This window comes from Pseudomonas sp. GW821-FHT02A11, from assembly GCF_059421985.1.
The window spans coordinates 381,389-407,160 of sequence record NZ_JBWKWB010000003.1; the positions used below are offsets into that span (position 1 = coordinate 381,389).

Sequence of the window (25,772 nt, forward strand, 5' to 3'; positions counted from 1 at the left end):
GGTCCTCAACATGAGGGCCACACCATGCAAAGCGTACAAATTATTACCTCTCCCCTTCTTCGCAATTTTGCTACTCGAATGCCGAATGAACGCATTCAGGTCAGCACCAAACTGGGAAGCCAGACCCTTGTTAGAGTCGATTTTCTCCCGGCGAGCTACCCCGACTCATCGGAGCAACAGCTAGATTTTTTGATGGAGTTGATCTCTTCTTCGAGTCCGGGGGCACTCGATCTTTTGAAGGACGTTGCAGCTAAGTGTGTTGAAGATCAACGTACGGCGATCGGTAGCTTGATGGCGGATGAGGTCAATCGGATCGCATGAAATCAGCATCCACCAGTTGATAGCAGGTAAGAAAAAGGCCACCTCAGGGTGGCCATTTTTTTAGAAGGTTTTTTGCCCATACAGTTGAGCCAGCTTTCTGGCCAGGCCTTCAGGCGGGGCCGAGAACTGCACTGCTCCAGTGTTACGCGCTGAATCAGGCATGCTCTTGGCCCCGGAGGATTCATGGTCCTGAGCCATGATCATCTTGGCTTTACCTTTAATCGTTCGAATACCACCAGAGCCGTCCATTCCCATTCCCGACATGATGATCACACCGACTTGAGGATGGCATTCGTAAACCGATCTAATCACGGCATCAATGCAGGGGTTGAATGACACAGACTGCGCACTATACGCCTGCAGGGTGATCACTCCTGAGCTGATTTCGATCGTATTGTCCCGCGGTACCAGGTAGACGGAGTTCGGCTTAATCTTCATCCCCGTCTCTGCAGAGTGCACGCTCCAACGAGAGGCAACATCCTTCAACCTGGCCAGCATCTGCCCATATCCGGCTTCAGACATGTGCTGCGCGACCAAAATCGAGATGGGCATACGTGGAAGGTCAGCAAAGAATTGCCGCAGAGCCTGAGGACCACCCGAGCTTGCACCGATGACCCATACGTCAGGGATGTTCTTGTTGTCGGCCTCGTCCTTCTTGTCATCCAATTCGCTCGCCAGATCGGGGATAGCCTTTTTGATCTCCTCGATCGTCCGGTTGCGCCATGAGAGGCGTTCACGGGGCTGCATGCTGTAGAGATCCTTGTCGTGCACGAGGCAGATAGGTTCTTCTCGGCCCAGGGCGTCCATGACCTCTTCACAGTCAACCACGTTCTGGTCACTCATATCGATCAGCAAGATATGGACATTGCTGATCTCGAGATCGCCGTTTTTCGCATGCGTAATGTCGTAATTCGTCAACTCACCGACTAGCGGTGAGAGGAGTTCAGCAAACAGTGCTTTTTGAACCTCGTTGGTGCTGACGATACCAATTCTCATACTGCTACCTCACTTTGGCTCTTTTCAGCTTTGATCTGGTTTACAGCTTGCTGCAACGTTGGGGCGTCACATGGTTTAAGAAGGTACTTCGTAACCCCTGCCCGCATGGCCTTATCTTCCAAGCCGGTGCGTGTTGTGATCATGATGATCGGAGTGTCGTCGTACTCGGGCTTCTTCCGAATCGCTTCAGTGAACTCAAATCCGTTCATATTCGGCATTTCGACATCGACCATCATCAGATCGGGCTTAGGGTCCAAGGGCAGCTTGTGAAGGGCATTCTGCCCATCAACTGCAGTTACAACCGCATACCCAAAACTTGTGAAAATTCGCTCCAGTTGGGTTCGATAGCTACGGGAGTCATCGACGATCAAAACCGTTGGCTTCGTTTCCCGTTTCATCGTGCGCACACGATTCTGACGGACCTGATAGCCATGTTTTCCTAGTTTAAGATTGAGTCGGGCCAACTCCATCACATCGAGGACAAAGACCGGGCTGCCGTCTTGCATCTCGGTTTCGCCGACAATTCCTCGAACGTTGGACAGGATGCCTTCAAGTTTGCGAATGTGAATTTCTGGCATCGAGTCGACTTTAGCGACTTCAATTGCGATTCGATCATCACCCTGCTCACATAGAATGAGGGTGACCTCATCCTCTTTGTGGTCGCCGCCGCGAGACTCAGGCATTGCAACGAGGTCTGCGAGATGGACTACATCAAACGCACGATTCTCGTATGTCACGGTTGCATAACCGTTGGACGCTCGTTGTGCGGCCAGTTCCTCACGAGAGACTAGAAGTACCTGGCGCATCGAGTAACTTTGGATAGCAAACCATTGGCTACCTGAGTTAACCATCATTGCCTTGTTCGAACCGATGGTGAACGGAAGCTCGATAAGGAACGAGGTCCCTTTGCCCGCATGGCTGTCGATGTACAGGCGGCCACCAAGGCTCTCTACAGCCGAAGCTACGATATCCATGCCCACCCCTCGACCTGAAACCTGGGTGACCTTGGCTGCAGTAGAGAACCCGCTATGAGTGATTAACCGCATGATCTCCTGAGGGCTTAGTTGGTCGCTCTCTTTGATTATCTTCATCTCGATCGCTTTACGGCGGACTGCATCCACGTCGATCCCCCGACCGTCGTCACGGATTTCGATGATGATGTGTTTCGCACGACGGTAGGCTTTGATCTTCACCGTACCAGTCGCGGGCTTGCCTCGCGCAATTCGATCCGAAGGGCTTTCGATGCCGTGATCAATCGCGTTCCGCAAGATATGGGTCAGCGGGTCGGCGATGGCGTCGAGCATCATCTTGTCCATGATGACCTGCTCACCTTCCATGCTCGCTTCGACTTCCTTATGAGTCGCCTTAGCAGCAGTGGTAACCGCTCCAAACAGTTTTTGCCTGGCGTTCAGGAATGGAACAAGTCTCGAGTGGAGCAGGTCTTTTTGCAGTCCAGTCAGCGCAGGATCGAGCTCGTTCAACGTGGCCCTCATCTGACGGATAAAGGCAAAGATCTCATGGACCTGCTCACGGACCTCATCAACCTGAGCCCCCATCGCAACGTGCATCGCGGATAGATCGTTGAACCGCTCAAGGTCAGCTTCATCAGCGTCTTCGTTCTTTCGAGCTTGAGGCTGATTATTGAAGTAGCTGCGGAGGGCCGTTGTGAGTTGACCATGCTGAAGGCTGTTTGCTTCAAGGAGCTCCCTTGCGCCAGTGAGACGCAGATGAGCTTCCTCGTTAAGGGAATTCAGACGGTAGCGGACAGCGATGAGCTCGCTGGCTTTCTCCGCTGCGGCTTCAAGGTGGCGCAGGTCAACTCGAATTTTTTCGGAGGTTCCACCTGAGGATTTTTTCCCATCTTCACCTTGAGAAGCTTCCTCACGCGCCAGCATATCCAAAACCGCTGTGCTGACGATCGACTCCTGCCCCCCAAAATCATCAACAAGGTCTAGTGAGTGGAGCTTATCGAAATTTTCGGATGCTTCCCGTGCATAAGCAGCCCGGACTGGATCGTCGTAAAAAGATTTCGCATGCAGAATCTTTTCAGAAGGCTTAACTGCGAATGCAGCTACCTTCTCAGTTTCGGAAACACGTTCTCCTACATCATCAACATGATCGAGGTTCGAAGAAGGCTCAGGCAGGACGACATTTTCGGTCGTGCTGAGTTGGTGGTTGTCCACCAGTGTTTCGGCTTGCTCGATCTCTGGTGCCGGAGGGGTCCAAGTTTGGTCCTCACCAAACGCTTCAATAATCGCTACTGCGGGGATCTGATCACCATTCTCCGCGCTACTGTCACCAGCCGGGGAGATATCCTGAGCGGGATCTTCAGCGCTTGCCTTGCTGGTAAGCGCTTGGCCTTTACCGCCTTTGCCGCGGCCACCTCTTCTTTTACGTTGAGGTTTGCCCTCAGTCTCCTGAGCTTCAGCCCCATCCAACCCAAGATCTGCGCTTGAGCTGACAGTCTCTGACTCACTTTCCTCAGGCGTAGTTTCGACAACTACCGGCGTTTGGCTCGCTGCAGTAGATACAGGATCTGATGGTGGAGCCTTCTCGATCACTTCGGCCGGTGTCGTCTCAACTGCCGGGGCTGCATAGAGAAGAGTCAGATCAATCTTGTTCGTGCTAACGCACTGCTCGAGACATTCGATGAGCGCTGTCGGGATCCGATAGGCTCGACCTAGCTTCATCTCCTCTGTCATCGACATGATGGCATCCATCACGTGCCGTACGAGCTCCGCACATTCCTCCCCTGGGCTGATGAGTTTGATTGACAGGCTTTCGAACAGATCCTCCATCGAGTGAGTCAAGGCGGCGATTGCACCCGCTTCAGCCATCAGTGCAGCACCCTTGAGGGTATGCATGTTCCGCTTGATGGTGACGACAAGTTCTTTGTTGGTCATGTCCCCAAGCCATGCGGCCACATTGGCTTCTAGGTCCGGAAATACGTCCTCGGTCTCATCCAAATAGAACTGATAATCATCGTTGTACTCAGGACGTAGTTCGGCAGTTGGGGCTTCGGCCAGGATCGGCCCGCTCGAAGGCAATTCGGATGGTTTCCACGTATCGGCAGAAAAAGATTCTGCATGCGAAAACTCTTCACCAATCTCAGCTGGTGAATTTTTCTCGGTAACCGAGCATTCTTCCTCTGGCTGCGGGACGGAGAAAGATTCTGCATGCGGAATCTTTTCGGAGCTTGTGAAGGACGACAGTTGATCCTGCGATACCGAATGCTCTGGGCTCTCTGAGCTGTATTCGACCTGCATGACATCAGTCAATGCATGTTGGCGCTCCTGCACTTCCGTGAACTGCGCTTCTTCAATCTCCTCACCGATGCTTGCAGCAATTGATACCCAGATATCTAAACGCGGGGTTTCTACTGTCCATGGAAATTCCAGCATGAAGCCCTGAGTTTCATCGAGCAGGTGTCGAATCTGAGCTTTGTCATCAGTGGTCAGAGCCTGTCCAGCTGTGGCAATCACGTCGAGGCGGGATTCGAGAACCCCATAGACTTCATGAAGCACATCGCAACCTACAGAGCCTGAAATCCCGTGGAGGGAATGCGCGGCTCGGCAAACGTCGCGGGTCAGAGCGGTAGCGTCGGATTCGATGAAGGAGATGAGGATCGCATGGTAGATGGCGAACTCTTCTCGATACATGTCGATGTGTCCACCATCGACGCCTTCTGGATACTCACGCATTTCATTGCGCGGGCCATTCTCAACGAGCTCGCCAATGAGTACATGGTCACCACTGATATCGGCCGCAGGCACAACATCAGCAATTGTGACTTGGTCAACCGCTAACGCCTGAACCATCGAAGGATCAGATTTGGCGAGGAGTGCGTTCTCCATGTCTTTAGTAAAGATTGAGACTTTGCCCCGGGCGGAATATTCATCCATACACCGGAAGGTCATTTGGAGTGCACTAGCGATCAGAGAATCGGCTGCAGTTCGGTCAAAGCTCTCCTCTCTCGACTGGTTGTTCGCAGACTGGCTGTAAGCACCAAGTGCTCTTGCCAACCGGTGAAAGGAGTCGAAACCATACAGCTTAGCGCCCATAGCGAGACGTTCGGACGCTTTGTACAACGCGTCCATCGTTCTACGATCACGGACGTCAGGTTTCGGAAGGACCTGTTCAAAAACTTTCCGAAGCTCGAAGATTTCCGACAGGAAGTGGTTTTCAGCAGTTTCATGGCCTTCGTCAGTGGTGAGTGCAGCTTCGAACTTATCCATCAGATCCGACGTGGACACAACCTCGACGTGGTCGACCTGAATGCCCAACTCGCCCAATGCCTCCTCGGCCTTAGCCATAAGCGTGGGCGATGGTTCTATCCCGGAAAGGATTGCTGCGAGATACCCTTCAACTGCGACGAGTGCACGAGCGGCCATTTCAATCGCGGTGTTCTGCTTGATCCCTTGGTCGCTCATCTGCGATAGGAAACCCTGGCACGAACCGTTGAGTATCAAGCCAGCTCTTGTCAAACCGGTGAAGCTCAAGGCGGCCCCTGTATCTACAAGGCGCTTAAGACCCGTTTTGAGATCCTCGATGCTTGAACCGCTATCAAGGTGATCCGTGATCGACCGGCGGGTCAGAGTCAGCTCCTGGATGGACTGCTCGACGACAGCCGCAATTACGTCGGGCTTCACTCCGGGGATTCGTAATGACTGGATACTCTCGTTTGAATCTAGCCGGCGGATATGTTCGTCCAGGAACATGAAATCCGCTTTGAGGCTTTCGATGATCCCAGATGTGAAATCACTTACGTTGTCGATGGTATCTACGCGTGCCAGAGACTTTGCGGCGACCGCTGCCATCTCACTCTCATTCACCATGTAGAAGACGCTAGCTACCTGGCGGATTGACGTCCTGAAGGAAGCGATCTGTGCATCAAACGTCTGTGGTGACTTGCTGGTAATTGCTCGACCTAGCGAGACCATGGAGGTCTCCAGTAATGGGCGGAGCTCGACGACAACGTCCTTAATCGAGTCAGCACTCGCAGCTTCAATCCTAGCCTGAAGATCTGCGAGCGAACTTGCGTCCACTGATTTGCGTACGTTGAAAACGGCCAACACGTTTTCAATGTTAGTCGGGAGCTTGGTAGACATGCTGAGCACCGACAGCAACGATTTGAATCGCGCTACGCCCAGGGTTGCTTTAGCGCCCTCCTCCCCGTCGCTGTCCGCTTTCTGAATCGCCACCGAGAGCATTCGGATTTTGGAGAGCGTGTCGCTGCCACTACGAATAGCTCCTAGTGCCAAGGCTTCCGTTAGACACTCACCAATCCACCAAAAGCAGCCTACCTCGAGGTCGTATGTGACAGCTTGAAGATCCCGCAGGACATCCCGCAGCTCGCTGATCGCTGTCTTATTTTGGTTTGTCATGTACGAGCTGAAGGCGGTCTGGAATCGTTTAGGCGATCTTCCGAATACCTCCTGACGCTGCTCTTCACTGGCATTGCGGTTACGAAGGGGTGGCTCTACGTAAACAAATTCAACATCGGGTGGTAGTAAGTTGTCCTCTTCGAGCAGCGGTACCCCTCGCAACTCTCGAAGCTCGTTGATCTGCTTGGCCAGAATGCCAGCGCTGTCGGGGGCACCGTCGATAACCATCCCGATGTATTTCGGAATGGTGAGTAGCCCACCCAAAACAGAGATCAGAGCGAGCTCGATCTTGTGCGACTCAATCCTTTGATCTGAGACGTTGTTGATGATGATCTTGACTTCGAGGGCTAAAGCGCTCCCACCGATGCATTCCGCGACATCCAAGGACGCGTGGATGTGTTTGACTTCGGCTTCTACTTTCGCGAACGCCTCATCTCGATGTTTCCGCTGATTTTCATACCAGATGTCTTCTGCATCGGCCGGCGGGTTAGCTAAAGCTTTGGTTTTCTTATGGAACACATCAAGCTGAAGCTTGGTCGTGTCGACGCTTTTCTGAATGGGGGCCAGCAGCCAGGTCAGTTTGGCGGTATGTAGTTTGTTAGACATCGACAGACCTTTGGAATACGTTCGGGTTGCTATTAGGAATTCTTGAGATACCTGGACACGACCAATTCAGAGTTTCCCCGGGACCGGTAATCAGGTGACCGCCAGCCGGAAGCATCGCTGCTAGACGGTTCAGGATTTCGTATCTCGTTTCTGTCCTGTAGTAGATCAGCATGTTCTGCGTGATGATGATGTCTGGATTGGTCAGTAACACCGGACGATCCATCAGGATGTTGTGCTCTTCAAAGGTGACCATCTCTCGGACGAAACGGTGGAACCTCATCATGTCCCCTTTGGTGGGCGCGGCCGCGACAGTTCCTACGTTTGGATGTCTCGGATAGAGCCCCTCTCGTGCAGTACTGATGCAGACCGAAGAGACGTCGGTACCGTGCACTCGGAATGTCGGGTGACCAGCGTCCAGCAGAGCTGACGCAATGCTGTAAGGCTCCTCGCCTGTTGAGCATCCGACTGAAAGAACCTTAGGGGCTGTGATCTGACGGCAGATATCAACTATCCGCTGTGTGGCTGGTAACGACCGAAAGAAACGTGTTTCGTGATTCGTTGCGAGGTGCAGTATCAATGCCCATGTTTCAGGAGCAATGAGTCCACCTTTCCGTTTGGTGTCCAATTCGGCGAGGTCCGTGCCCATGCTCTCGGCCAGGCGCTCGAGTGCGCTTTTCAGCGCACCCTGACGGCTCTCATCAATCTGAATTGAGAATCTGGCCTCGATGGTTTCCAACCACCGTCCAAATATGTCCAGTTCTGCCGGGGCATCGAGGCGTGTCATCATCATTCCTTGCTGAATTGAGCGATGGTGCTTTGCAGGTCTTGCGCCTGACGGTTTACGTTCTTAATAGCGACCGCCGTTTGCTCGCTTGCTGCGCTGTTGTCAGCGCTGTACTGATTAACGCTGTCCACAACATTACTCACGTCACCGGATTTGGCTTTGAGCTGTCTGGTTTCTTCAATCGCACGTTGTGCACCTTGTGACAGACCCTGCGCCAACTCATTGATAGCTTTCAAAGCGTCTTGTGCCAGGTTGGAACGGTCTCGTAGCTTGTCGGTTTCACGTTGTGCACGGTCTACAGCCGACTGGTTTTCTCGGGCAGCGTCATTCATCGTTTTGAGCTGCACGGTGATTTGAATTACGGCGTCTTTTGTTTCTTCACTGAGACGAGCCATGGCTTTGGCCGCAGTGCCGATCCGAACTGACTGGCCTTTGTCTTCGAGCTCATCAGCCAGAAGCATTGCGTTGTAGGAAAGCGTTGCCGATTTGGTGGATACCTGAGCTACGACCCCAGCGATACGCTCCAAGTCTTGGAAGCTTTCAATCATGTGTTTGGAGCGATGCTGGATAGAGAGTGTTTGCTGCTGCAGTTCGAGAATGTTGTCGTGAACCTGGGTAACCGCGATCTCACCGGAGCCAACCTTGCGCCCCATGTCGTCTGAGATTTGCTGAGTGCCGAGCGTCATGCCTTCGATCTGATTGATGAACTGAGACAAGTCACCAAACAGTTGGCTGATATGCTCGATGGCTTTGTCTTGTTCCGCTCGGTTTTGCGCCACGTTTTGCTCAGTGATCAGCGTTTGCTCTGTGGCTGCTGACAATCCGATGATTGTTTCTTTAACCTCATCCAGGATCGTTGCAAATTTCCCGAAGGTCTTATTGAGACCCTTGGCGATATCCTTTGTGGATTCGTTGTCTTCGGTGAGCTTTGTATTCAGACGCCCCTGACCTACCAACTCAATTTCATCGAGGAGTAGCTTGAGGTGTTTGGACCTAGTGCTGATCGAAACTTCTTGATGGCGCCCTTGGTTTTCAATTGTCTCAGTGCGGCTACTGGTGATGGACCGCATCAGAAGCATAGAGATGATGGACAATAGGAGGGTCAGCCCACCCAGCCCTGCAACGATGGTTATGCCCATTGGCCGGCTATCGGGCAGTGCCTGTACCGATCCGATCAGGCTAACAGTCGACGACGACACGCGGTCGCGCGCAGCCCAAATAGTTTTCGCATGCGGAATGTTTTCACTCACACCCGCCGAGCTATCAATTGTCTTCTGAATCATGCGCACCACGGATTCAGCGTCGTGATAGCTCTTTACCAGAGGGACCATGAACTCTTGCTGGTCTTTAGGTAGGGATTGACCAATCCGTCCTAAAGCAGTGACGTACTGTGAGAATGCGCTTGATGCTGCCCGAAGAGTGTCGGTGGTGATTGCCGCGTCGGAGCTCAAAGCTCGTTGCCCGTCCTCAAGGGAGGACACAGCAGCCGTGAGCTGGGTGCGAAGCTGAGGGGAAGGCGCAAGGGCTTCCAACTTGGCAAGTGCCTCCTTGGCCCCTCTCAGAGCTTCTGAGGCGGTCTTTTGTGTATCGGCTAGGTTGCGGCTGTATTGGTCGGTGACAGATCGCTGACTGATGATTTGAGAGATTGACGGTGAAATCTCTGTCCAAACTTTCTGCACCGCTTCGAGATTCGCAAGTACGACCGGTGGAGCTGGATCAATACCCCTGACAGGGTCGCCATTACGCAATGCCGCGAACGCCTTTTCAACAGCGTTCTCCAGATTGTCCATCTCCGACGTGAAGGAGCTGTCAGTGGCCGCCCGCTCAGCCAGGTAAATCGCCTGCATAGCGTTTGTCTGCGCTTCATAGCTTGCTTTCAACAGAAAGCCTTCTTGCGCGTTGTTCTTAAGGTAGTGATAACCGGTGTACCCAGCAGCGCCACCCGTAAGCAGTACCAAAACTGTTGCAAGTGAAACCAGTGAAGAGTTATTGCTCATTTGTACTTTCTCGGGTGGGTCAAGTGAGGTCGACGTTTTGAAGCTTTTCGTCGGCTATCAGTGCTGGAAGGTCAATCAGTGCCCAGTTGCGGCCTCGAGCACTGACGGCTCGACGCATGCACTTTCCTAGGCCTGGTGGAATCTTGAAGCCGGACTGGTCGCAATCCCTGAGGTCGCTCGCCAGAATGAAAGCGCAGATCTCATCTACGACGATCGCGACGTTCCCTACGCCATCGTTACCCTTCACAAATAGGGCTCCGCTGACGTCCGACTTTTGTGTGTGATCCTTCGAGATGTTGAGGAACATGGAGATGTTCACGAAAGGAATGAGTTGCCGCCCAAGACGGCCCGCGCCCAGCAACCAGGGTTTTGTTCCAGGTATTTGGTTCAACTCCTGCGGCACTTGGTCTACCGCAATGATTGAAGATGATGGGCTCAGGCAGTACGTGTCACCGATTCGATAACCCGCAAAATGCATCCCTCCCCTTGGTTTCTGACTATTCAAGGAGTTCGTCCATTTCAGTGATGGCGTTTTCAAGGGTGGCCCTGGTGAAGGGCTTCGTGAGATAGAGATCAGCGCCGCTGATAAGGCCGGTCTGTTGATCGAACACACTGCTGGCACCGGACAACATAGCGATTGGCTTCTCACCCCAGTCTTTCCAGGAGCGAAGCAGCTCGATCAGCCTCAGCCCATCAAGCTCGGGCATTTCCCGGTCGATGAAGCATGCGTCTGGGTTTGTCTCGCGGATAACGGTGAGAGCTGCATAGCCGTTCTCAGCTACATGAACCTCGTAACCTAGTTTCTCTAGCAGAGCAGTACCAAGTTTACGAATGCCGCTAGCATCGTCGACGATGCAAACGGTCCGAATTTTGGGCATAGATTAATCCTCTCGTATGCCCTAATAGTGTCGAGGAGGTGCACCATTTCGGGCTTGAGAGGGTGGATCGGGCGGTTTTTTTTTGTCGGTCGTTATGTTGTTTGGCTTTAGGAGTTTCTATGGCCAGCAAATCAAATCATCGCTCTGCATTCGCCGCTGATCCCAAATTTCTCGCAAGACTCGCGAATCAGGGCATTGCTCCGCCCTCCCCTGCTGCCAGCGGGGTATCTAATGCACCATCCCAGGGGATCAGCTCTGGGATTGGAGAGATACGGACACCTAAAGAAGGGAAAGCAAAGGCCCGATTGCGTAAAGTGCAAGAAGCCAACATGGACAGTAGGTTTGATAGGTTAGTGTTTGATCCAACATCAAGCTCGCTGACCGCTTTTTTCCCCAAGGCTATCCTTCTGAGTTTGAACTTCATGCTCCGAGTTCACGACTCGAGCTCTACCTCACTCAAAGCCACATGGGTAAAGCGGGTCGAAGCGCTTCGGCTAGAAAACCCGGCTACCTTTCGCGCCTGGCTCAATGGCGTTACATTCCCGTTGATTGTTGAAGAGATCTACATCACTCCGGAATCACATGTGCTCGATCACGAATCTGTAACCGCGGCGTGTAAGCCGATCCTTGATGCGTTCGTTTTGAATGGCTTTCTGCCCGACGACAACGGGAAGGTCCTAGCTCAACCGTTGCCATACACGGAGCGAGGTTTGAATTCAGGACTTGTTTTGAGGTTTAAACCCTCCCCTCGGCCATGGGGTCATATTGATGATTTGACCGTTGACCAGGCACGAACGGGACTGCGCGCTTGAATATTCACTGGCATGGGTTACATTCGTGTATCCGTTACACGAAAAAACGAGTGGATACACGTGTATCAATTTGACCCAAAAAAACTTGATTCCTTAGGGATTGCGAATGTGCCCACAACCCTTATGGATGTGGGTCTTGATCAGCTATTCCCGGGCATCTGGCAGCAACGCAAAACCTTTAGCGACGATTCGCTAGATGATCTGAGCGACTCGATGCTGACAGCTGGCACGAACGTTGTTCCTATAGTGGCCACCCCAAGAGACGGGGGTGGCTTCAGTATTATTGCTGGGGAGCGGCGATGGAGATCTGCGCAGAGGATTGGCCTCAAGAAGGTGAAATGTGAAATAGGTAAATACACCTATCAGCAGGCTCTCTACATTTCAGCGATTGAGAACCTGCAACGACAAGATCTCACCCCCATCGAGGAAGCCAGCTCCTACCAGGACATGGCTCTGGAATTTGAGCTATCCCACCTTGAGCTCGGTCGACAGCTGGGGAAAAGTCGCGGGCACATTTCAAATTACATACGGCTGCTCGAGCTGGACATTCGGGTTCGTGATGCTCTTAGTGATCGCAGACTAACGTATTCCCAGGCCCGCCCTTTGTGCTCGTTGGAGCACAAGTTCGATCAGCGCAAAATTGCCGAAAAAGCAATGCGATTCAACTGGCCTGTCACACGCATTCTGCAAGCCGTTAACGAAATCACGCAGAAGCCGGCACCTACCGTAAAGCTTTCCGATACAGACGCCGATATTCGTAGCCTTGAGCGAGTGGTGTCTGAGGTCACTGGGTTGGCTTGCGTAGTCAAACGAACCCCTAAGGGCGGGTGGCAGCTTGGATTCAACGCACCTGAAAGTGAGAGTTTTACTGGTCTGCTTGAGCGTCTAGGCATATTTACAAACGCGGATCTTGAAATGTGATTCTTGTTTTGGTGGTTTTGGGCCACTCGTTACCCACTATTAGATAAATACCCTTTTGGATTTGCTGTCGATGCCCTCCTCACCTCACACACCCCCAGGATCTTTTTCATCCCAGCTGAACGGGTGTGTGGTTGAGAAAAGCTTTGGCACAGGAAGTTTTCGCATGCGGAATGTTTTCACTCTGACCTTGCTGACCGTTGCGTTGGCTCTTGCAGGCTGTGGTACGCATACAGCTAAGCCTGCAGAGCTTACGACTGTGGAGCCTCAAAGCCAGTATGACGACCGCATTCAGGATGCCTTAGGTACACAGAAGTACACAGAAGCGCAGTACCTCTATCAGCGAAAATTCAACGACTACCAGAACCAAATCGACGACCTTGAAAAGAAACGTCGAGATTTGGATGCACGCCTCAACGCCAAGGCCTATGAGACGGGCCTTGCTGAAGCACCGGCTTCTTCAACTGAAGCAGGGCGGATTCAGGAATACCAGGCTGCCTCCAAAGCGTCTCAGGCACGTGTAGCAGAAGCCACCTCCAAAATGGCAATTCAGCAGTCACTTATTGAGAATCGTCGAGACAAAGAGCTTCTGGAAGCCGACGGAAAGGCTGCTAAGCAAGTGGCTGATATCGAGATGTCCTCAGCCAAAGAACTCGCCGCTATGGAAGATCGGATCAGCCAAGATATCGAAGGCCGACGCAGTATCGATAATGCCGCCAGGCTCGAAGAAACAAAACGGTTTGACGAGCAGCGTTTCACTCTAGCGCTAGCTAACGCAGACTCTGAACGACAGGCGAAGGAAAAGGTTGCCCAAGAAAGCGCACTATTGGACCGAATGCGCGCTGATGCTTCAAATCGAATGACTGTTCAGGAGGCCAGGGTCGCAGAGCTCAAGCGTCAGATCGCTGAGATCGAAACCCAGATGACTAAAACTCGAGGGGAGGACGACCTTGCAATTCGATCTCAGGTTTCCAAAGTAGGGTTTGCTCAAGGAGAGGTAGACCGCCTTTCTAAGATCAGTCAGGATTTGAAGTCGTCGAGTTCTAGCGCTCAAGTCGGACTGTCGCCAGGTAGTACGGACTACGTCCAGGCGAAAAATGCTGAAATGAGTCGTGCGCGGGCAGAAACTGATTCCCGTAAAGCTCAGCGGATCGCCGATGTGAACACGCGGGCGGCAGTCGAAAAGAATGCCATAATTTCACGCGCTCGAACGGAGCTTGCAGCACTTTCTGCCAGTACTGAGATGGCAAAGGCGAACGTCGTTGCCCCTGTTGTGACCGGGCGCGCCGTCTACGGTGGTTCAGACAATTCACCGCCGGCCCCAAAAACCATTTTGCCAAAGCCCACCATCAAACCAGCTCCGCTGCCTACCCAAGCTGTGGTATCGAAGCCTGCACCTGTACTCACCATCAATCGGTTCGAGCCTAAGGTGGATACCACTCCTAGGTCTGTGCCTAACGACGAGATTGGGGGCGCGGTCTTGGCCGGGGGTAGTGGCGTGTCTGTTCCGGCCGCAAGTGGAAACGTCGCACCATTGGTTGTCGCCCCTAAAACTCGTTCTGTCTATGACGTTTTCTACGTGTACAAGGACGAGGGCAGCTGGACCAAGTTTCAAGCTTATCTGAAGGCGTATGGCATCACTGACTTTGAGCCGACGAAAAACAACAAGGCTGGCGAATTCTTCATCTACTGTGGACGCTACTACGACAAGGACGAGGCTGCTACACGTGTCTCGTTTTTGAACAAAACGACGGCTACATCTAATGTGAAGGTCCGTGAAACGCAGGTCCCTTTGTAAAAAGATTCTGCATGCAGAATCTTTTTGAAGAGCTGATTTCCGCATTGCGAGAAATTCATCAAATAATGTTGCGCATGCGCGTGATTTCCCTTGAAAATGGTCGCGATGCGGTTACATTGATCTGCATCTGAACAGGAGCCGATCATGTTACTTAAGAAGCGCACCGGATGCCCCGCCGACGTCATCGTCATCGAAAACCAGAAGGGCGGCGTAGGCAAAACTACCATTGCATATCACCTCGCCTGTCATCTGGCGGAGCTTGGATACCGCGTTTTGGCTGTGGATCTCGATCCCCAGGGAAATCTCTCCAGCCGATTCAAGTCCCGTAGTGAGCGGATCAATGGATATCGTGCTGTGCATATGTTCATGGCCAATCGCCCTGTGTTTTCACCGTTGCCGACTGCATTCAACGTCGACGTGATCTATTCGCTGGACCGTGATGTGGAGCTCGGTAACATTGAGCGGATGCCCCTCGGCGAGGCGATGGGCAATTTCGGTAACAACCTGGAGCCTTTGCTTGAGGAATACGACTACCTCGTACTCGATACGCCACCGGCGCACGGAAACAAGATGACTGCCGCCAGCCTGGCCAGTACGTACATGTTCGTGCCTGTGGAACTCGCCGCGTTCGCCGTCACGGGCGTTGAGAGCGTATTGGAGACCCTTGCTGAGATCAGTAAGTTGATCGGGCGTCGTATCCAGATTACCGGCCTAATCTGTAACCGCATGCGCAAGGTCAAGGCCCACACCTTGGCACTTGAAGAGATTTCCAAGAAAGAGAACCAGCTGAAGGTGCTGAACACGCACCTGTCAACGAACGGCGCGATCGACGATGCTCTGCGGGATGGTGTTCCAGTTTGGAAGAACCGCGCTACGGGAGCTCAGCGGGAAAGCGGGAAAATGATGCTTAATTTGATGAAAGAAATCGCTGACCTTGTTGGTGCCAAAAACCAATTAGCAGACAGCTCTAAAAAGAGCTCGGCGACTAGGAGTTAACGAAGCATGAAAAATGATTTCGCGCGTTTCAATGAAATGGCGGACCTGAACTCGATGTCTGCGAGCTCTCAGGAGGGTATCGTCCTGATGCTGGATCCGGAAGAGATCCTTATCCTTCCGCAGGTCAGGAAGGTCTTCAAGGGAATTGAAGAGCTGGCCGAGTCGATGAAGGTTGAACAGATTGAGCCTATCGTCGTATCCCCGCTCGACAAAAACACTAACAAATACACGCTGCAGAAAGGCGAACGACGTGTCCGTGCCGGTAAGATCATCGGCAATGGATACAAGCTGAAGGCGATTGTTGATTCGACGCCGAGGACTGGCGCAGAGGCGATCGCCTCGCAAATGCGCGAGAATCTCTTTCGTGAAGATTTCACTCCGATTGAGACTGCTCAAGGCCTGGTCGAACTTCGCAAGGTGATGCAGGAAGCGGGTATGAAGGGCTCTGGTCGAGATCTTGCTCTGGCTTTGAATAAGCCTGAGTCGTGGATCTCAAAGCATCTGGACTTGGCTGATATTCCTGAAGCGCTCACCGAGCTCTGCACCGACGAAATCACTTCCGACGCCGATTTGATTCAGTCGCTGAAGAAGATCCATGAGTTGGATCTAGATCTTTTCGGCAAGCTGGTTGCTAAGGCTCGTACCGAGGAGGGCTTGGGTAGGGCGGAAGCGCGACAGGCTTTAAAGAACATCCGAAGTGGTGCTTCAGTTCGGACTGAGCAAAACCCTGGCGAAGCCGGTACCGGTTCGAATGCGTCGGATATCTCAGAGCAGTCGTCTCAAAAGGTTGACCCAAAGGCAGGGCAGGGCGGTACTGCGCAAAGTGAATCACATAAGGGTGCTATAGACGAGAAGCAGGACGCGAACCTTGAAGCGAACTCTGGCGGAGGTGCACCAAACATTCTGCATGCGGAAACCTCAGGATCAGGTGGTGGGCAGCAGGATATCCCTCCTGAGCTTCCAGCATCGAGTTCAACCAAGTCTGCTTCTAAAAAGCTCGGGAAGAACGATGTGATGGAAATCGCAGCTGCCGAGATGGTCATGCAGGTTCGGGTTTCCCTGGATAAGAGGCACGTCACTGGCGAGCTACTGCTTAATGTGATCACTGGTAACCCCCATAAGGGAATGGTGTCGTACCTGGACGGTGGCAAACAGAACCGCGCACTTTTTGATCTAGACAGGATTGAGATTGTCAGTCTCGCCCGCTTAGCGGCCGGCGATTAAAAGTTTCCGCATGCAGAATCTTTCAAAGGGGCCAAAGGCCCCTTTTTTTGTTGTCCTTTATGGACACGATGTCCTTGATTCAAAGCGACAGGACTCGTAGCCTAAAACTGTTTTTCGTGATCACTCCCGTGCCCTGAGTTATTTCTCTAGCACCGATCACAGCCTTTACCGACCAACGACATTTCGTCTGGTTTGTTTAGGTGGTCTGTCAAAGGTGCAATTTCACCTATGATCTTGACCGTCCTGTTCTACCTTTGCAGCTTGACTATTCGTTTTGTTGCTTTGCGTCATCGCTCTTTAAAAAGTCATTGTCTTAGGTTGTCTTCCCTCTGGATTGCTTCCTGCGACTTGTCGTTTTGGCTGATGTTTTCGCCCATTCGTCACCTCGCTAACTTGTCCATCTCTGTGTTCCTTGCATGTGGCCGGTCTGCTTGGCTTTTGACGTTTGTGTGAGTCCTTTCGCACTCATCATCCGTCACTAGTTCGTCGCAGTTCGCCGTCCCGATAACGATTTCCTAAGGCCTCAATCGGAGATACGTCCCCGGTTGAGCGGTGCGAATCAAACCTTTCAATGGTTTGATGCTGTCTGCGTTTCCCTGCACTTTATCCGCGTTCGCCGCTGCTCTTTGCTGATATTCAGCTCTTGATGCGCAGTTCACGGTTCTAATGCTTGCGTCCACCTTCATAGCCTGGAGCTGGATCTGAAATGCTTTCTTCTCGCCCATGACCTTCATCTGGGCACCCCTCGTGCAGCTTTACTCAAAGCTGTAGGAGAGGTGTCCAGGTACTAGCTGAATGTGAAAGGCTCTGACTTAACCGTCAGAGCCTTTTTGCATTTCTGGTACATGGCGTCCTTGAATCCTACAGCCCTGGGCAGTAGCGTCGTAGGTGATCTTTTTGCCAGTTTTCGCATGCGCTATTTCGCATAGGATTCTGTCGAAGGTTCCTTGTACGGCTATTAGCTGTTCTTGGGCTCTTTAAAAATCTGTATTCACGTAACACACAACCCTTTAGGGCATGCACATTGCCCTTTCGGGACATGGCTGCCTCATTTTTTAGGAGATACAGCCATGTCAGATAGTAAAAAAAGACCTCCTTTGAAGGATGAGGTTAGCGACATTGTGAAGCACGCTGGTGGTTGGTTAAACGTCATGGAGCGTGTAGCCCCCATCTTCAGCCAAGCAATTAGCAGGCTCGGTCACGGTGTCGACTGTCCATTCCCAGAGCGTCATCGGGAAGGCGGCGGACGTGACTCCTTCAGGTTCTCTGAGAAATCAGATCACGAAGGCCGGGCCATCTGTTCTTGCAACCAGGACGGATGGAGCCAGATTGATTTGCTCGTGCAGGCAGGCGTTGGTAGCTCGTTTACTGACGTGTGCTTGGAAATTAAGCGGGCTTATGGTGGCGGTGCAGCAGCGTACAAGGCAAAAGAAGCTCCGGCTCCTCAACGCCAACGTCCGCGCTCAACTGCTGACGAGAATAAGATGAAGGTTGCTGCGTTGAAGAGCATAGTCAAGGATGTTCTTCCCCTCGGTCATCCGGATTCGAAAATCGGCAGAATGTATTTCCGTCGCCGCGGCATTCCTTTGAACAAAGCCATTGGTGATGTTTGGTTCCACCCGGCTTTGCCCTATTACCGTACTCGTACGGTTAACGGCAAAGCAGTGAAGGAACTCATTGGAAAATTTCCCGGGATTGTTTCGGTGTTTCGAAACGGGCAGGGTAGGGTGATGAACCTTCATCGCATCTTTCTGACCGAGGACGGACGCAAACTCGATCACCCTGAAGTGAAGAAGCCAAAGAAGGTCTGTTCAGGTTTGGACAACTGGTCTAAAACCCCCATCGCTGTAGCCACCGTTCCTGAATGCAGAACTCTGCACATCTGTGAAGGTGTCGAAAAGGGATGGGCGCTTCACCTGGCAACGGGCGAGAGCGTTCGTGCGGCCAACAGCTGCACTTCGCTCCCAGGTCTATACGTTAACCGTGCTGAATGGGATGACGTTGTTCTTTGGGCCGATCATGACCCTTTCAACGAGGCCACCCAAAAGCCTGGTGTCGGGCAAACCTACATGTACAAGCTCTTTGTTGAGCTTATGCGTGCGGGATTCCGTGTCTGTTTGATGATTCCTGATACCAACCCAACGAAGGAAGCGAAAGGTCCTGACTGGGAAGATATTGTGGTCGCGAACAAGGTGCTGGATATGCCCATTGCTGAACGATTCGACTATCTGCGTACCCAAGCCCTTGAGGGCGGTGTGTTCACGCCTACAGGCCATGCCAAGAAGCTTTCTTCGGAAAGCATTTTGGCTGCGTCTAAGGCGGCGTGAGTACGAAGAGAACCCCTGGCCAGCTAATGCTGCCAGGGGTTTTTTTCGCCCTGTCATTTTGGCTTGACGACTGACCCGAGCTACGGCAGCATTGCGGTGTCCTACTAGCCCTCCTTTGAGAGCTAACCTGACCTACGTCGTAGCATTTCTATGAGGTTTTTCAGGGTGTGATTCAAGTCCTGCTAATTCTTGACTTGTTGAACACAGACAATGTTGGAACCATTTTGGATTCGTCATCTGACGTCTCCTCATTTTGAGATACCAGGCATTTCCTGTTGCGCTTGCGCTTCAGTAGATTTGTTCCAGGATCGTGTATCTCTGCCTACCAGCACTGCTCGCAGTACTGAAAAGGCACCTCCGGCTTCATGCCAATCCCCTGCACGGGTAATCTCTATGAGCTTATCCCTGGTGCAGTCGGGGATATAGGAGGCACTTCATGTCTAACCAAATTGAAATCGTGAGTGTTCCCCAGCTTTGGCGGCAACCAAGCAGTGAGGCATTTGAGCAAGCGAAAGCACGCTTTTTGTCACATGAACGCGATGATGATGGTGAAATGAAGATCGAAAAGGATGATTCTGACGAGTCGCCCTTCTAATTAAAAATATTCCCTCGAGGGCACTCACACTGCCTTCGGGTTAGTTGTGCGCGCCCGTTATAGGTGAGAGCATGACCGCATATTTTAATCCGACTTATATTTTCAACCCGATCTCTGATGATACGGTTGTAGATTTGTCACCAACACAGATTTTGAAATCTCAAGTCTGTCAACGTTCACTTGGCTACTATCGATCCCGCGTAAAACCAATGGCTACTCCTTTGAATCTTGTGTTCGGCTCTGCTCTGCACTGGGTGATTGAGGGTTATATCAAAGGTTATATTCAACCCGACGAAATGGAAAAGCGCTTCTCCGAAGAGTTTTTCCGTCTGTCTATGTCAGGCTTAATCAGCATGGCAAAGTCTAAAACTCGGGAGGTAAACGAGGTGATCGGGAAACGTTTGGCCGGTCAGTTTCCAAGCTTCTTTGAAAATCTAGGGTTGAGGCCCGTGATCATCGAAGGCGCATTCCGGCTGAAGATTGCACCTAATACTTACATCAACCTCGTCATCGACTTCGTCGGTGTTGCTGAAAGGGACATCATCTTCAATGGTGTTGTCATTGCAGCAAAGGGAGATACCGTAATCCTTGATTGGAAGACGGCAGCATCAAAGGAGGGCGCTTTGTTCGCAGGCATTGCCTTGCAGCTTACGTTCTACTGGGAAGCGGTTCGGTTAGCGTGTGAATCACTTGGAATCAAAGAACCTGCAGCATGCGGATTTGCCTCAGGGCTTAAGCCGAATATGTCGAAGGTAGATTCTGAGTCGTTGATCAATGCCATGTGGCAGCCAGTGCAGTGGACCAAGCGCACTCGTAGTGATGTCGAAGAGGCTTTCGACTATGCACGAATTGTCGCAAGTCGTATCAGGCGAGGTGAATTTCACCGAACGTCTGGAGCGGCCTACAACTCGCCCTGTGATAGTCAAACACGTTGCGACTATGCCGGGCTTTGTTTGGAAGGTTCTAAGCGAGGCTACAAAATCCCAGGAGGGCTAACCATTGCCGACCTGGTTTAAACAATCCTACCTAGTAGGGCATCCTTGCCCTATTGGGGAATGCTGCCCTTCGGAGACTTGATATGCGTGAGTCGTATCTGATGGAGCGGTATGCCCAGCGGGCTGTCGAGAAGCGTCGTAAAGCAGAGGATCCGAATCGCAAAATTGGTCAGTTCGTTCTGATTCAGTACATTGCGCAAGGTGAACACCTCTGTGAAGCGTTGAAGAAGATGAGCCAAATGGAGCGGCAAATATACATTGCCAAACACACCGAACTGATTGAAAGCTCAGACGGTGCTGAAGGCATTAACGTGGTTTGGTGTCCAGGTAGCCAGGTGATAACCCATAGGCTCCTATCCCTCGAAATGAGGAAGGAGTTTGAAGGGCGTCATTATCTGAGTTCTTGGGTGCGCCGAGTGGGACCTCATCAGCATGAAGCGCTCCGACTGGAATTGCGTAGACGGCTGGAAATGAGAGTTGCACAGCGTAAGCGCCAAGAAGATCAGCTGACCATGGACTTTTCAGAAGTCAAGGTTGGTTAAACAGAGTTCCATCAGTTGATGGGCTAAATCCAGCCCTCGGGCCGGAAGTTAACACTTCCGGCGGGACGCCCTGGGAGTGTTATTAACTTAACACGCGACGGCGTAACTGGAGGTAACGATGTCATACATCAAAAACCTGATGCTGGCCATTGTGTCGGCAATCATGGGTACTGTCTCTGCCTCCTTGTTTGAAGGGTGGACTGCTCACGAACAGAAGATCGTTTTTCTTGTTTCCGTGTTGATGGTCGCAGTAATGCTGACCAAGTCTTCAAATCCAACCAAGGCCAAGAGCAAAAAGAAACGGCTGCAGCAAAATGTTGCGCGTAAGCGCAAGACTCGCCGCGGCAAACGAAAAGGTCGTGCTCCTTGAGTTGTGATGGTGGTGAAAATCCCAATCTTTAACTTTTAAAGGAATCGACTATGTCTTTCCCAGCAATTGCATACCTAGTGGTATTGACCATGGCTTTCACAGTATGGTTATGGTGCGATCACTGCGAATCGAGAGGGAAGAGTTTATTCCCAATCAGACACACCCCTCATGACTGAGGGCGCTGCATAGATTCACCCCCTGGGGCCTAAAAAACCCCATCAGGGTTATTAGGTTTTAGGGGCTCGCGGCACTCTATAAAAATAAAATCTAATAAAAAAGGTGAAAACAGATGTTCAATTTAAATTGCTTCAACTCAAAAAATGTAAGTGGTGTAACCGCTAAAGGCTTTGGCCTGGTGCATCCACTTGTGAAGCTGTACCGCAGGAAAATCATCGGGCTGACGTTTGCGTTGTTTGCAGCGACGGTCGCTGGTGAGCGTCCAATGAAGCGGTGGCTAGTCGTACCCTCATTTGTGGGGGTTTGGCTTGCCAAATACTTCAAGTGGGCTATTACAGCCTTCACGTTTTACGTGTTCATTTTCCATGGCATTCATATGCCGTGGTGGCTAACCGTTGGGAGCTTGCTCACTTCGGTAGTTCTTGAGGTCGCTTACGCAGCGGCCAAAATGGAGATGAAACACATTGGGTACCTTAACAGCTGATGCTGTCTGGTCGTGAAAACGTCCGGAACAGCTTTGCTGTTTCCGGGCGTTGACCAATCCACGCCCGGTCTGCAGACGGGCGTTTTTCTTTTTATCTCCCGTCTGCAGCGGGTAGGAGCGCTTTACGATGAATTATATTGAAACTACCCCTACACCCCTTCGTGCTCGCTTTGTGACTGGAGTGTTGGTTACTGCTGTCCATCCAGCCCTCGGCAATTTGTACTGGGAGAAAATCCCAGGAGCTGGTGTTGGCGGATCTGATGGTTTCTCGATCACTAATTGCATCGACAGAGCCTTGTTGCTTGAGGCGAACTGGAGATCAACCGATCGGGGGATGCACGGTAACCATTTAACCCATTTCGTCCGAAGCCATGTGAAAAGGTCTCGTGTCCTCGAGTTCGATGGCTGGTACGACGAAGTCGAGTTCTCTGAGACCCTCATGGAACTGTTTGAAGATTCAAGACAGTCTGAAGAGACGTTCCTGAATTTTCTGCTTATGGCAGATTGGGTAGATGTGCCCGCTCCGAACACGATCGAACGTTTGGTCGATCGTGGTGGTGCGTTGGAATGGGTGGTACACACATATCCAAAGGATAACGGTATTACTCCCTGGGAAGCTGGCCGCTTGGCTGCGAATCAGGTGGGAAGCAGCAACATCGAGAATCCACACACACCGGATACTCGTGACCACGATGAGTGGAATCGAGGATACGCACATGGTGTTGGTGAATCGAAGGTCAGTAATGGCGTCGCGGAGTTAGCGGTCGAGATACCGTATCCAGTGATGTCCGTTGAGCACCTTCCAGAGCGTTCGTTCTGGGCTGTCGCTAATCAGTTGCAGCTGTCACATGGCTTTGAAGAAAAGCAGCTTGCTGCTCGAATCGGAGTTTCCAGTGACTTGTTGCGATCTGAAATGATCCGTCATCACTTTTGGGATGAAGACGCAATTCCTTTGGGGATTCGCGAAGCAAGTTAAATCTCTCCCTTGCCTCCGGGCTGGACTAATCATCCAGCCGCGGCTGGTGAGGAATTGAAAATGTCTATGTATGCCGAATGGTCACCCGGCTTCACCGGTGTCGCCACAGAAACACTCTTGTATGTACGCCGCGCTTCATCAGGGTGCCGGATCTCGAAATCTGAGTTCCAGGAATACCTAGCTGAAGCCGGTATGTATGCAAGCACAAAGCTGAGTTGGCTCGGAAACGTGCTTACGCTACAGCTGAAATGGATGGGTTCTTGGCACTCCTATGACCTCACTGAGGTCGATGGGGGTGACTTCACATGTCCGGTCCAACTGGGTGTGGGAACGCATCTAATCCTTCTGTAATTCGGACGCCCCTGGTGGGCGTCTTCTCTCCTAGTGAGCTGGATCAAACCTCCGGCTTACGCCGGGTGTTTGCTCGAGTTCATTGCTCGAATCGCACCCGGCTCCGGCCCCGGGTGTTTACTAAATATTCCCCGTGGTCCGGCGGGTGAGAGGCTCCATCATGACTAACGCAATCAACGCTGTAACCAACACCAACGCTGCTCGTACTGTTGCTGAGATTGAAGCACTGCACCGTCAATCATTGGCTTCTCAGAAAGCTGAAATGGTCATGGCTCATGAACTGTTTGGTTTCTCTGAGGAACTGAAGGGGGTAGGCGCCTTGCCGATTTTCACAGGCCAGCATCCGCTGGTACCGAAAGGCAACAGTGCTCATGTGTTCAACAAAAGTCTGGTTCGCCGGATTCTGCTGAGCATGAAAGGTGGCGATACCAGCTACATGCTGGTAGGTGATAAAGGGACCGGTAAAACCTCCCTGGTTACCCAGCTTCACAATCGCTTGAACAAACCAATGATCAACATCACTGGTAGCACTGGCGTTGACGACACTCACCTTCTTGGTTGCAAAACCATCAAGGACGGTGACGTCAAGGAAGTTGATGGCGTGTTGAGCTATGCCTATCGGCATGGTCTGACTTGCCTGATCGACGAAATCTGCACACTGCGTCCTGGTGTTCTTGTTGGCGTCAACGACATCCTTCAGGGTGACGGGGTCATCAACTTGAAACACCACGGTATTGATCCAACCCTGGACCCGCGAGATCTTCTCAACGTCGATGGAGGGATGACTATCGTCAAGCACCCTACGTTTCGGTTGTTCGCAACTGACAACACGGGTGGTAAGCAGCAGCGCGATGCCCGCTTCTCAGGGGTCAACTCGCAAAATGCTGCTGTTCGCAGTCGCATGACCAGCTTCAAGGTGGGCTTCATGTCACCTGAAGAGGAAATGAAAGCTCTGAAAGGGGCTGCAGATGCCTATGCAGTTCAGAAAAAGCTGGCCGACAAGCAAAAGATGGATGACATGTTCATTCGTCAACTTGTGGAGTTCGCCTTCCGTTTTCGGAAAGCATTTGCCATGGAAGAAGCCTGCGACAACATCTCGTTCCGCGAGATTCAGCGCTGGGCTTACAAGTGGATGATGTATGGCGATGCTGATGAGTCATTCGTTGATGCTATCTACACTAACCTTGAGGAAACTGATCAGGTGTTGGCTGCAGAGCTTTTCGAATCGACGTTTTCTCGGAAACTGATTCTGCCTGAGGAGCACTCCTTCTCAGTCAGCGAAGTAGCCGATGCATTCATCAAATCCAACATCGCAACCGCTGCATAACTGAGGGATTCACAATGTTCTATCTCGTGAGCCCCAAAGGTAACTTCCTGGCCGGCTTTGTGCCGGCGGGAAGCAGGGGCAGTGTGATGTTCGAGGGTCAGATTGTTCAAGGCGAACCGAAGATTACTAAGCGTCTGGAGGATACTGCTCACAGTACCCAGGAGGCTTGGGAATATCTGTGTGAGATGGTTTCTGAGGCGCGAGCCAATGGCTATCTCGACATGCCGGTCGATACCAGCAAACTCCAAGTGCCAACTGATGTTTTTCACGGGGAATTTCCCGTGTTTCTCAGAGGGGTTTACGCTCGGATTAAGGCAATGACTTCAGATCAGTTCTCGGCCGGGCTTGCCCGTTTGAAGGCTGTTCATGAGGTACTTGCTTCAGCAGGTGTCGTGTTAGGTGGTAATGAGAAATCGGTAGAGCTGCGCCTTGGTGCGCGGATCCTGCGATTTGGCTTCGTGTCAGACCGTCTGTGGGAAACCATGACGACTAAGGCGCGTGAGTTGTGCTCTGACAGAGGAATGCTGGATGACAACGAGCTGCTCCCAGACGGGCGTGGCTTGTTCCACTTGCGGACCGAAGAAACATGTCTCGACCTGTATGTTCGTGCATTCATGCAAGGGGCTATTCAGGCAGGGGCATCGATTGAGTGGTCTTCTGACCATCCATGGACGTTTCTCGAGTCAGATCCATTTAACAAGGCGGATGTTCAGGACCTTCAATGGTTTCACGACGCCCCAAACCTTCACGGCAACGTTCTCAAGCTTGATCAGACGATCCCAGTACAAGCGACTCCTGTCGCGAGTCTTGTGGACTTCTATTGCTAAAAAAATCGGCCCACTAGGGCCATGCTTCTTCACTGAGTTGGATGAAAACCCCAGCTCACGCCGGGATTTTTGTTCGAGCTCACTGAG

Annotated in this window: 21 protein-coding genes; 15 read left to right on the top strand and 6 right to left on the bottom strand. The window is 51.9% G+C overall.

Annotated features, from left to right (window positions below; translation table 11 throughout):
* Positions 1-24: 24 nt before the first annotated feature.
* On the top strand, positions 25-321 hold the full coding sequence (locus tag AC07V9_RS07130) for a hypothetical protein (protein WP_495015022.1): 297 nt from the start codon (positions 25-27) through the stop codon (positions 319-321).
* A gap of 60 nt (positions 322-381) precedes the next feature.
* Here AC07V9_RS07130 and AC07V9_RS07135 read toward each other — a convergent pair whose 3' ends face one another.
* From AC07V9_RS07135 to AC07V9_RS07160, 6 genes are read right to left on the bottom strand one after another with little or no spacing between them, the layout of a single operon-like run.
* Positions 382-1,317, bottom strand: a complete 936-nt coding sequence (locus AC07V9_RS07135; RefSeq protein WP_495015023.1) for a chemotaxis protein CheB — start codon at positions 1,315-1,317, stop codon at positions 382-384.
* Positions 1,314-7,307 carry a response regulator gene (locus AC07V9_RS07140; protein ID WP_495015024.1) on the bottom strand — a complete coding sequence of 1,998 codons (5,994 nt, stop codon included), beginning with the start codon at positions 7,305-7,307 and terminating at the stop codon, positions 1,314-1,316. The genes AC07V9_RS07135 and AC07V9_RS07140 overlap by 4 nt, the downstream gene beginning before the upstream one ends.
* Positions 7,300-8,091 carry a CheR family methyltransferase gene (locus tag AC07V9_RS07145; RefSeq protein WP_495015025.1) on the bottom strand — a complete coding sequence of 264 codons (792 nt, stop codon included), beginning with the start codon at positions 8,089-8,091 and terminating at the stop codon, positions 7,300-7,302. Before AC07V9_RS07145 ends, AC07V9_RS07140 begins: the two co-directional genes overlap by 8 nt.
* Before the next feature lie 2 nt (positions 8,092-8,093).
* Positions 8,094-10,088: a methyl-accepting chemotaxis protein gene (locus tag AC07V9_RS07150; protein WP_495015026.1), complete on the bottom strand. Its 1,995-nt coding sequence runs from the start codon at positions 10,086-10,088 to the stop codon at positions 8,094-8,096.
* Positions 10,089-10,107: 19 nt separating this feature from the next.
* Positions 10,108-10,593, bottom strand: a complete 486-nt coding sequence (locus tag AC07V9_RS07155; RefSeq protein WP_495015027.1) for a chemotaxis protein CheW — start codon at positions 10,591-10,593, stop codon at positions 10,108-10,110.
* On the bottom strand, positions 10,586-10,966 hold the full coding sequence (locus tag AC07V9_RS07160) for a response regulator (protein ID WP_495015028.1): 381 nt from the start codon (positions 10,964-10,966) through the stop codon (positions 10,586-10,588). Before AC07V9_RS07160 ends, AC07V9_RS07155 begins: the two co-directional genes overlap by 8 nt.
* Positions 10,967-11,085: 119 nt before the next feature.
* Here AC07V9_RS07160 and AC07V9_RS07165 point away from each other — a divergent pair, with 119 nt between their 5' ends.
* The 14 genes from AC07V9_RS07165 (at position 11,086) to AC07V9_RS07230 (ending at position 25,685) form a co-directional block, all read left to right on the top strand.
* Complete coding sequence (locus AC07V9_RS07165) at positions 11,086-11,778, top strand: hypothetical protein (RefSeq protein WP_495015029.1); 693 nt, start codon at positions 11,086-11,088, stop codon at positions 11,776-11,778.
* A 60-nt stretch (positions 11,779-11,838) separates the two neighbouring features.
* Positions 11,839-12,699 carry a ParB/RepB/Spo0J family partition protein gene (locus AC07V9_RS07170; protein ID WP_495015030.1) on the top strand — a complete coding sequence of 287 codons (861 nt, stop codon included), beginning with the start codon at positions 11,839-11,841 and terminating at the stop codon, positions 12,697-12,699.
* A gap of 163 nt (positions 12,700-12,862) precedes the next feature.
* Positions 12,863-14,494: a hypothetical protein gene (locus AC07V9_RS07175; RefSeq protein WP_495015031.1), complete on the top strand. Its 1,632-nt coding sequence runs from the start codon at positions 12,863-12,865 to the stop codon at positions 14,492-14,494.
* Between the two features lie 144 nt (positions 14,495-14,638).
* Complete coding sequence (locus AC07V9_RS07180; protein WP_495015032.1) at positions 14,639-15,490, top strand: ParA family protein; 852 nt, start codon at positions 14,639-14,641, stop codon at positions 15,488-15,490.
* Between the two features lie 6 nt (positions 15,491-15,496).
* On the top strand, positions 15,497-16,714 hold the full coding sequence (locus AC07V9_RS07185) for a ParB/RepB/Spo0J family partition protein (RefSeq protein ID WP_495015033.1): 1,218 nt from the start codon (positions 15,497-15,499) through the stop codon (positions 16,712-16,714).
* 1,070 nt (positions 16,715-17,784) lie between these two features.
* Positions 17,785-19,041: a DUF7146 domain-containing protein gene (locus tag AC07V9_RS07190; RefSeq protein ID WP_495015034.1), complete on the top strand. Its 1,257-nt coding sequence runs from the start codon at positions 17,785-17,787 to the stop codon at positions 19,039-19,041.
* A 436-nt stretch (positions 19,042-19,477) separates the two neighbouring features.
* Positions 19,478-19,636, top strand: a complete 159-nt coding sequence (locus AC07V9_RS07195) for a hypothetical protein (protein WP_495015035.1) — start codon at positions 19,478-19,480, stop codon at positions 19,634-19,636.
* A gap of 71 nt (positions 19,637-19,707) precedes the next feature.
* Complete coding sequence (locus AC07V9_RS07200) at positions 19,708-20,652, top strand: PD-(D/E)XK nuclease family protein (protein ID WP_495015036.1); 945 nt, start codon at positions 19,708-19,710, stop codon at positions 20,650-20,652.
* A 62-nt stretch (positions 20,653-20,714) separates the two neighbouring features.
* A complete protein-coding gene (locus AC07V9_RS07205; protein WP_495015037.1) occupies positions 20,715-21,173 on the top strand; it encodes a hypothetical protein in 459 nt (152 codons plus the stop codon).
* A gap of 118 nt (positions 21,174-21,291) precedes the next feature.
* Positions 21,292-21,543: a hypothetical protein gene (locus AC07V9_RS07210; protein WP_495015038.1), complete on the top strand. Its 252-nt coding sequence runs from the start codon at positions 21,292-21,294 to the stop codon at positions 21,541-21,543.
* A 289-nt stretch (positions 21,544-21,832) separates the two neighbouring features.
* On the top strand, positions 21,833-22,204 hold the full coding sequence (locus tag AC07V9_RS07215; RefSeq protein ID WP_495015039.1) for a hypothetical protein: 372 nt from the start codon (positions 21,833-21,835) through the stop codon (positions 22,202-22,204).
* Positions 22,205-22,331: 127 nt separating this feature from the next.
* A complete protein-coding gene (locus tag AC07V9_RS07220) occupies positions 22,332-23,180 on the top strand; it encodes a hypothetical protein (RefSeq protein WP_495015040.1) in 849 nt (282 codons plus the stop codon).
* 511 nt (positions 23,181-23,691) lie between these two features.
* Positions 23,692-24,858, top strand: a complete 1,167-nt coding sequence (locus AC07V9_RS07225; protein ID WP_495015041.1) for an AAA family ATPase — start codon at positions 23,692-23,694, stop codon at positions 24,856-24,858.
* A 14-nt stretch (positions 24,859-24,872) separates the two neighbouring features.
* Positions 24,873-25,685, top strand: a complete 813-nt coding sequence (locus tag AC07V9_RS07230) for a hypothetical protein (protein ID WP_495015042.1) — start codon at positions 24,873-24,875, stop codon at positions 25,683-25,685.
* Positions 25,686-25,772 lie beyond the last annotated feature (87 nt).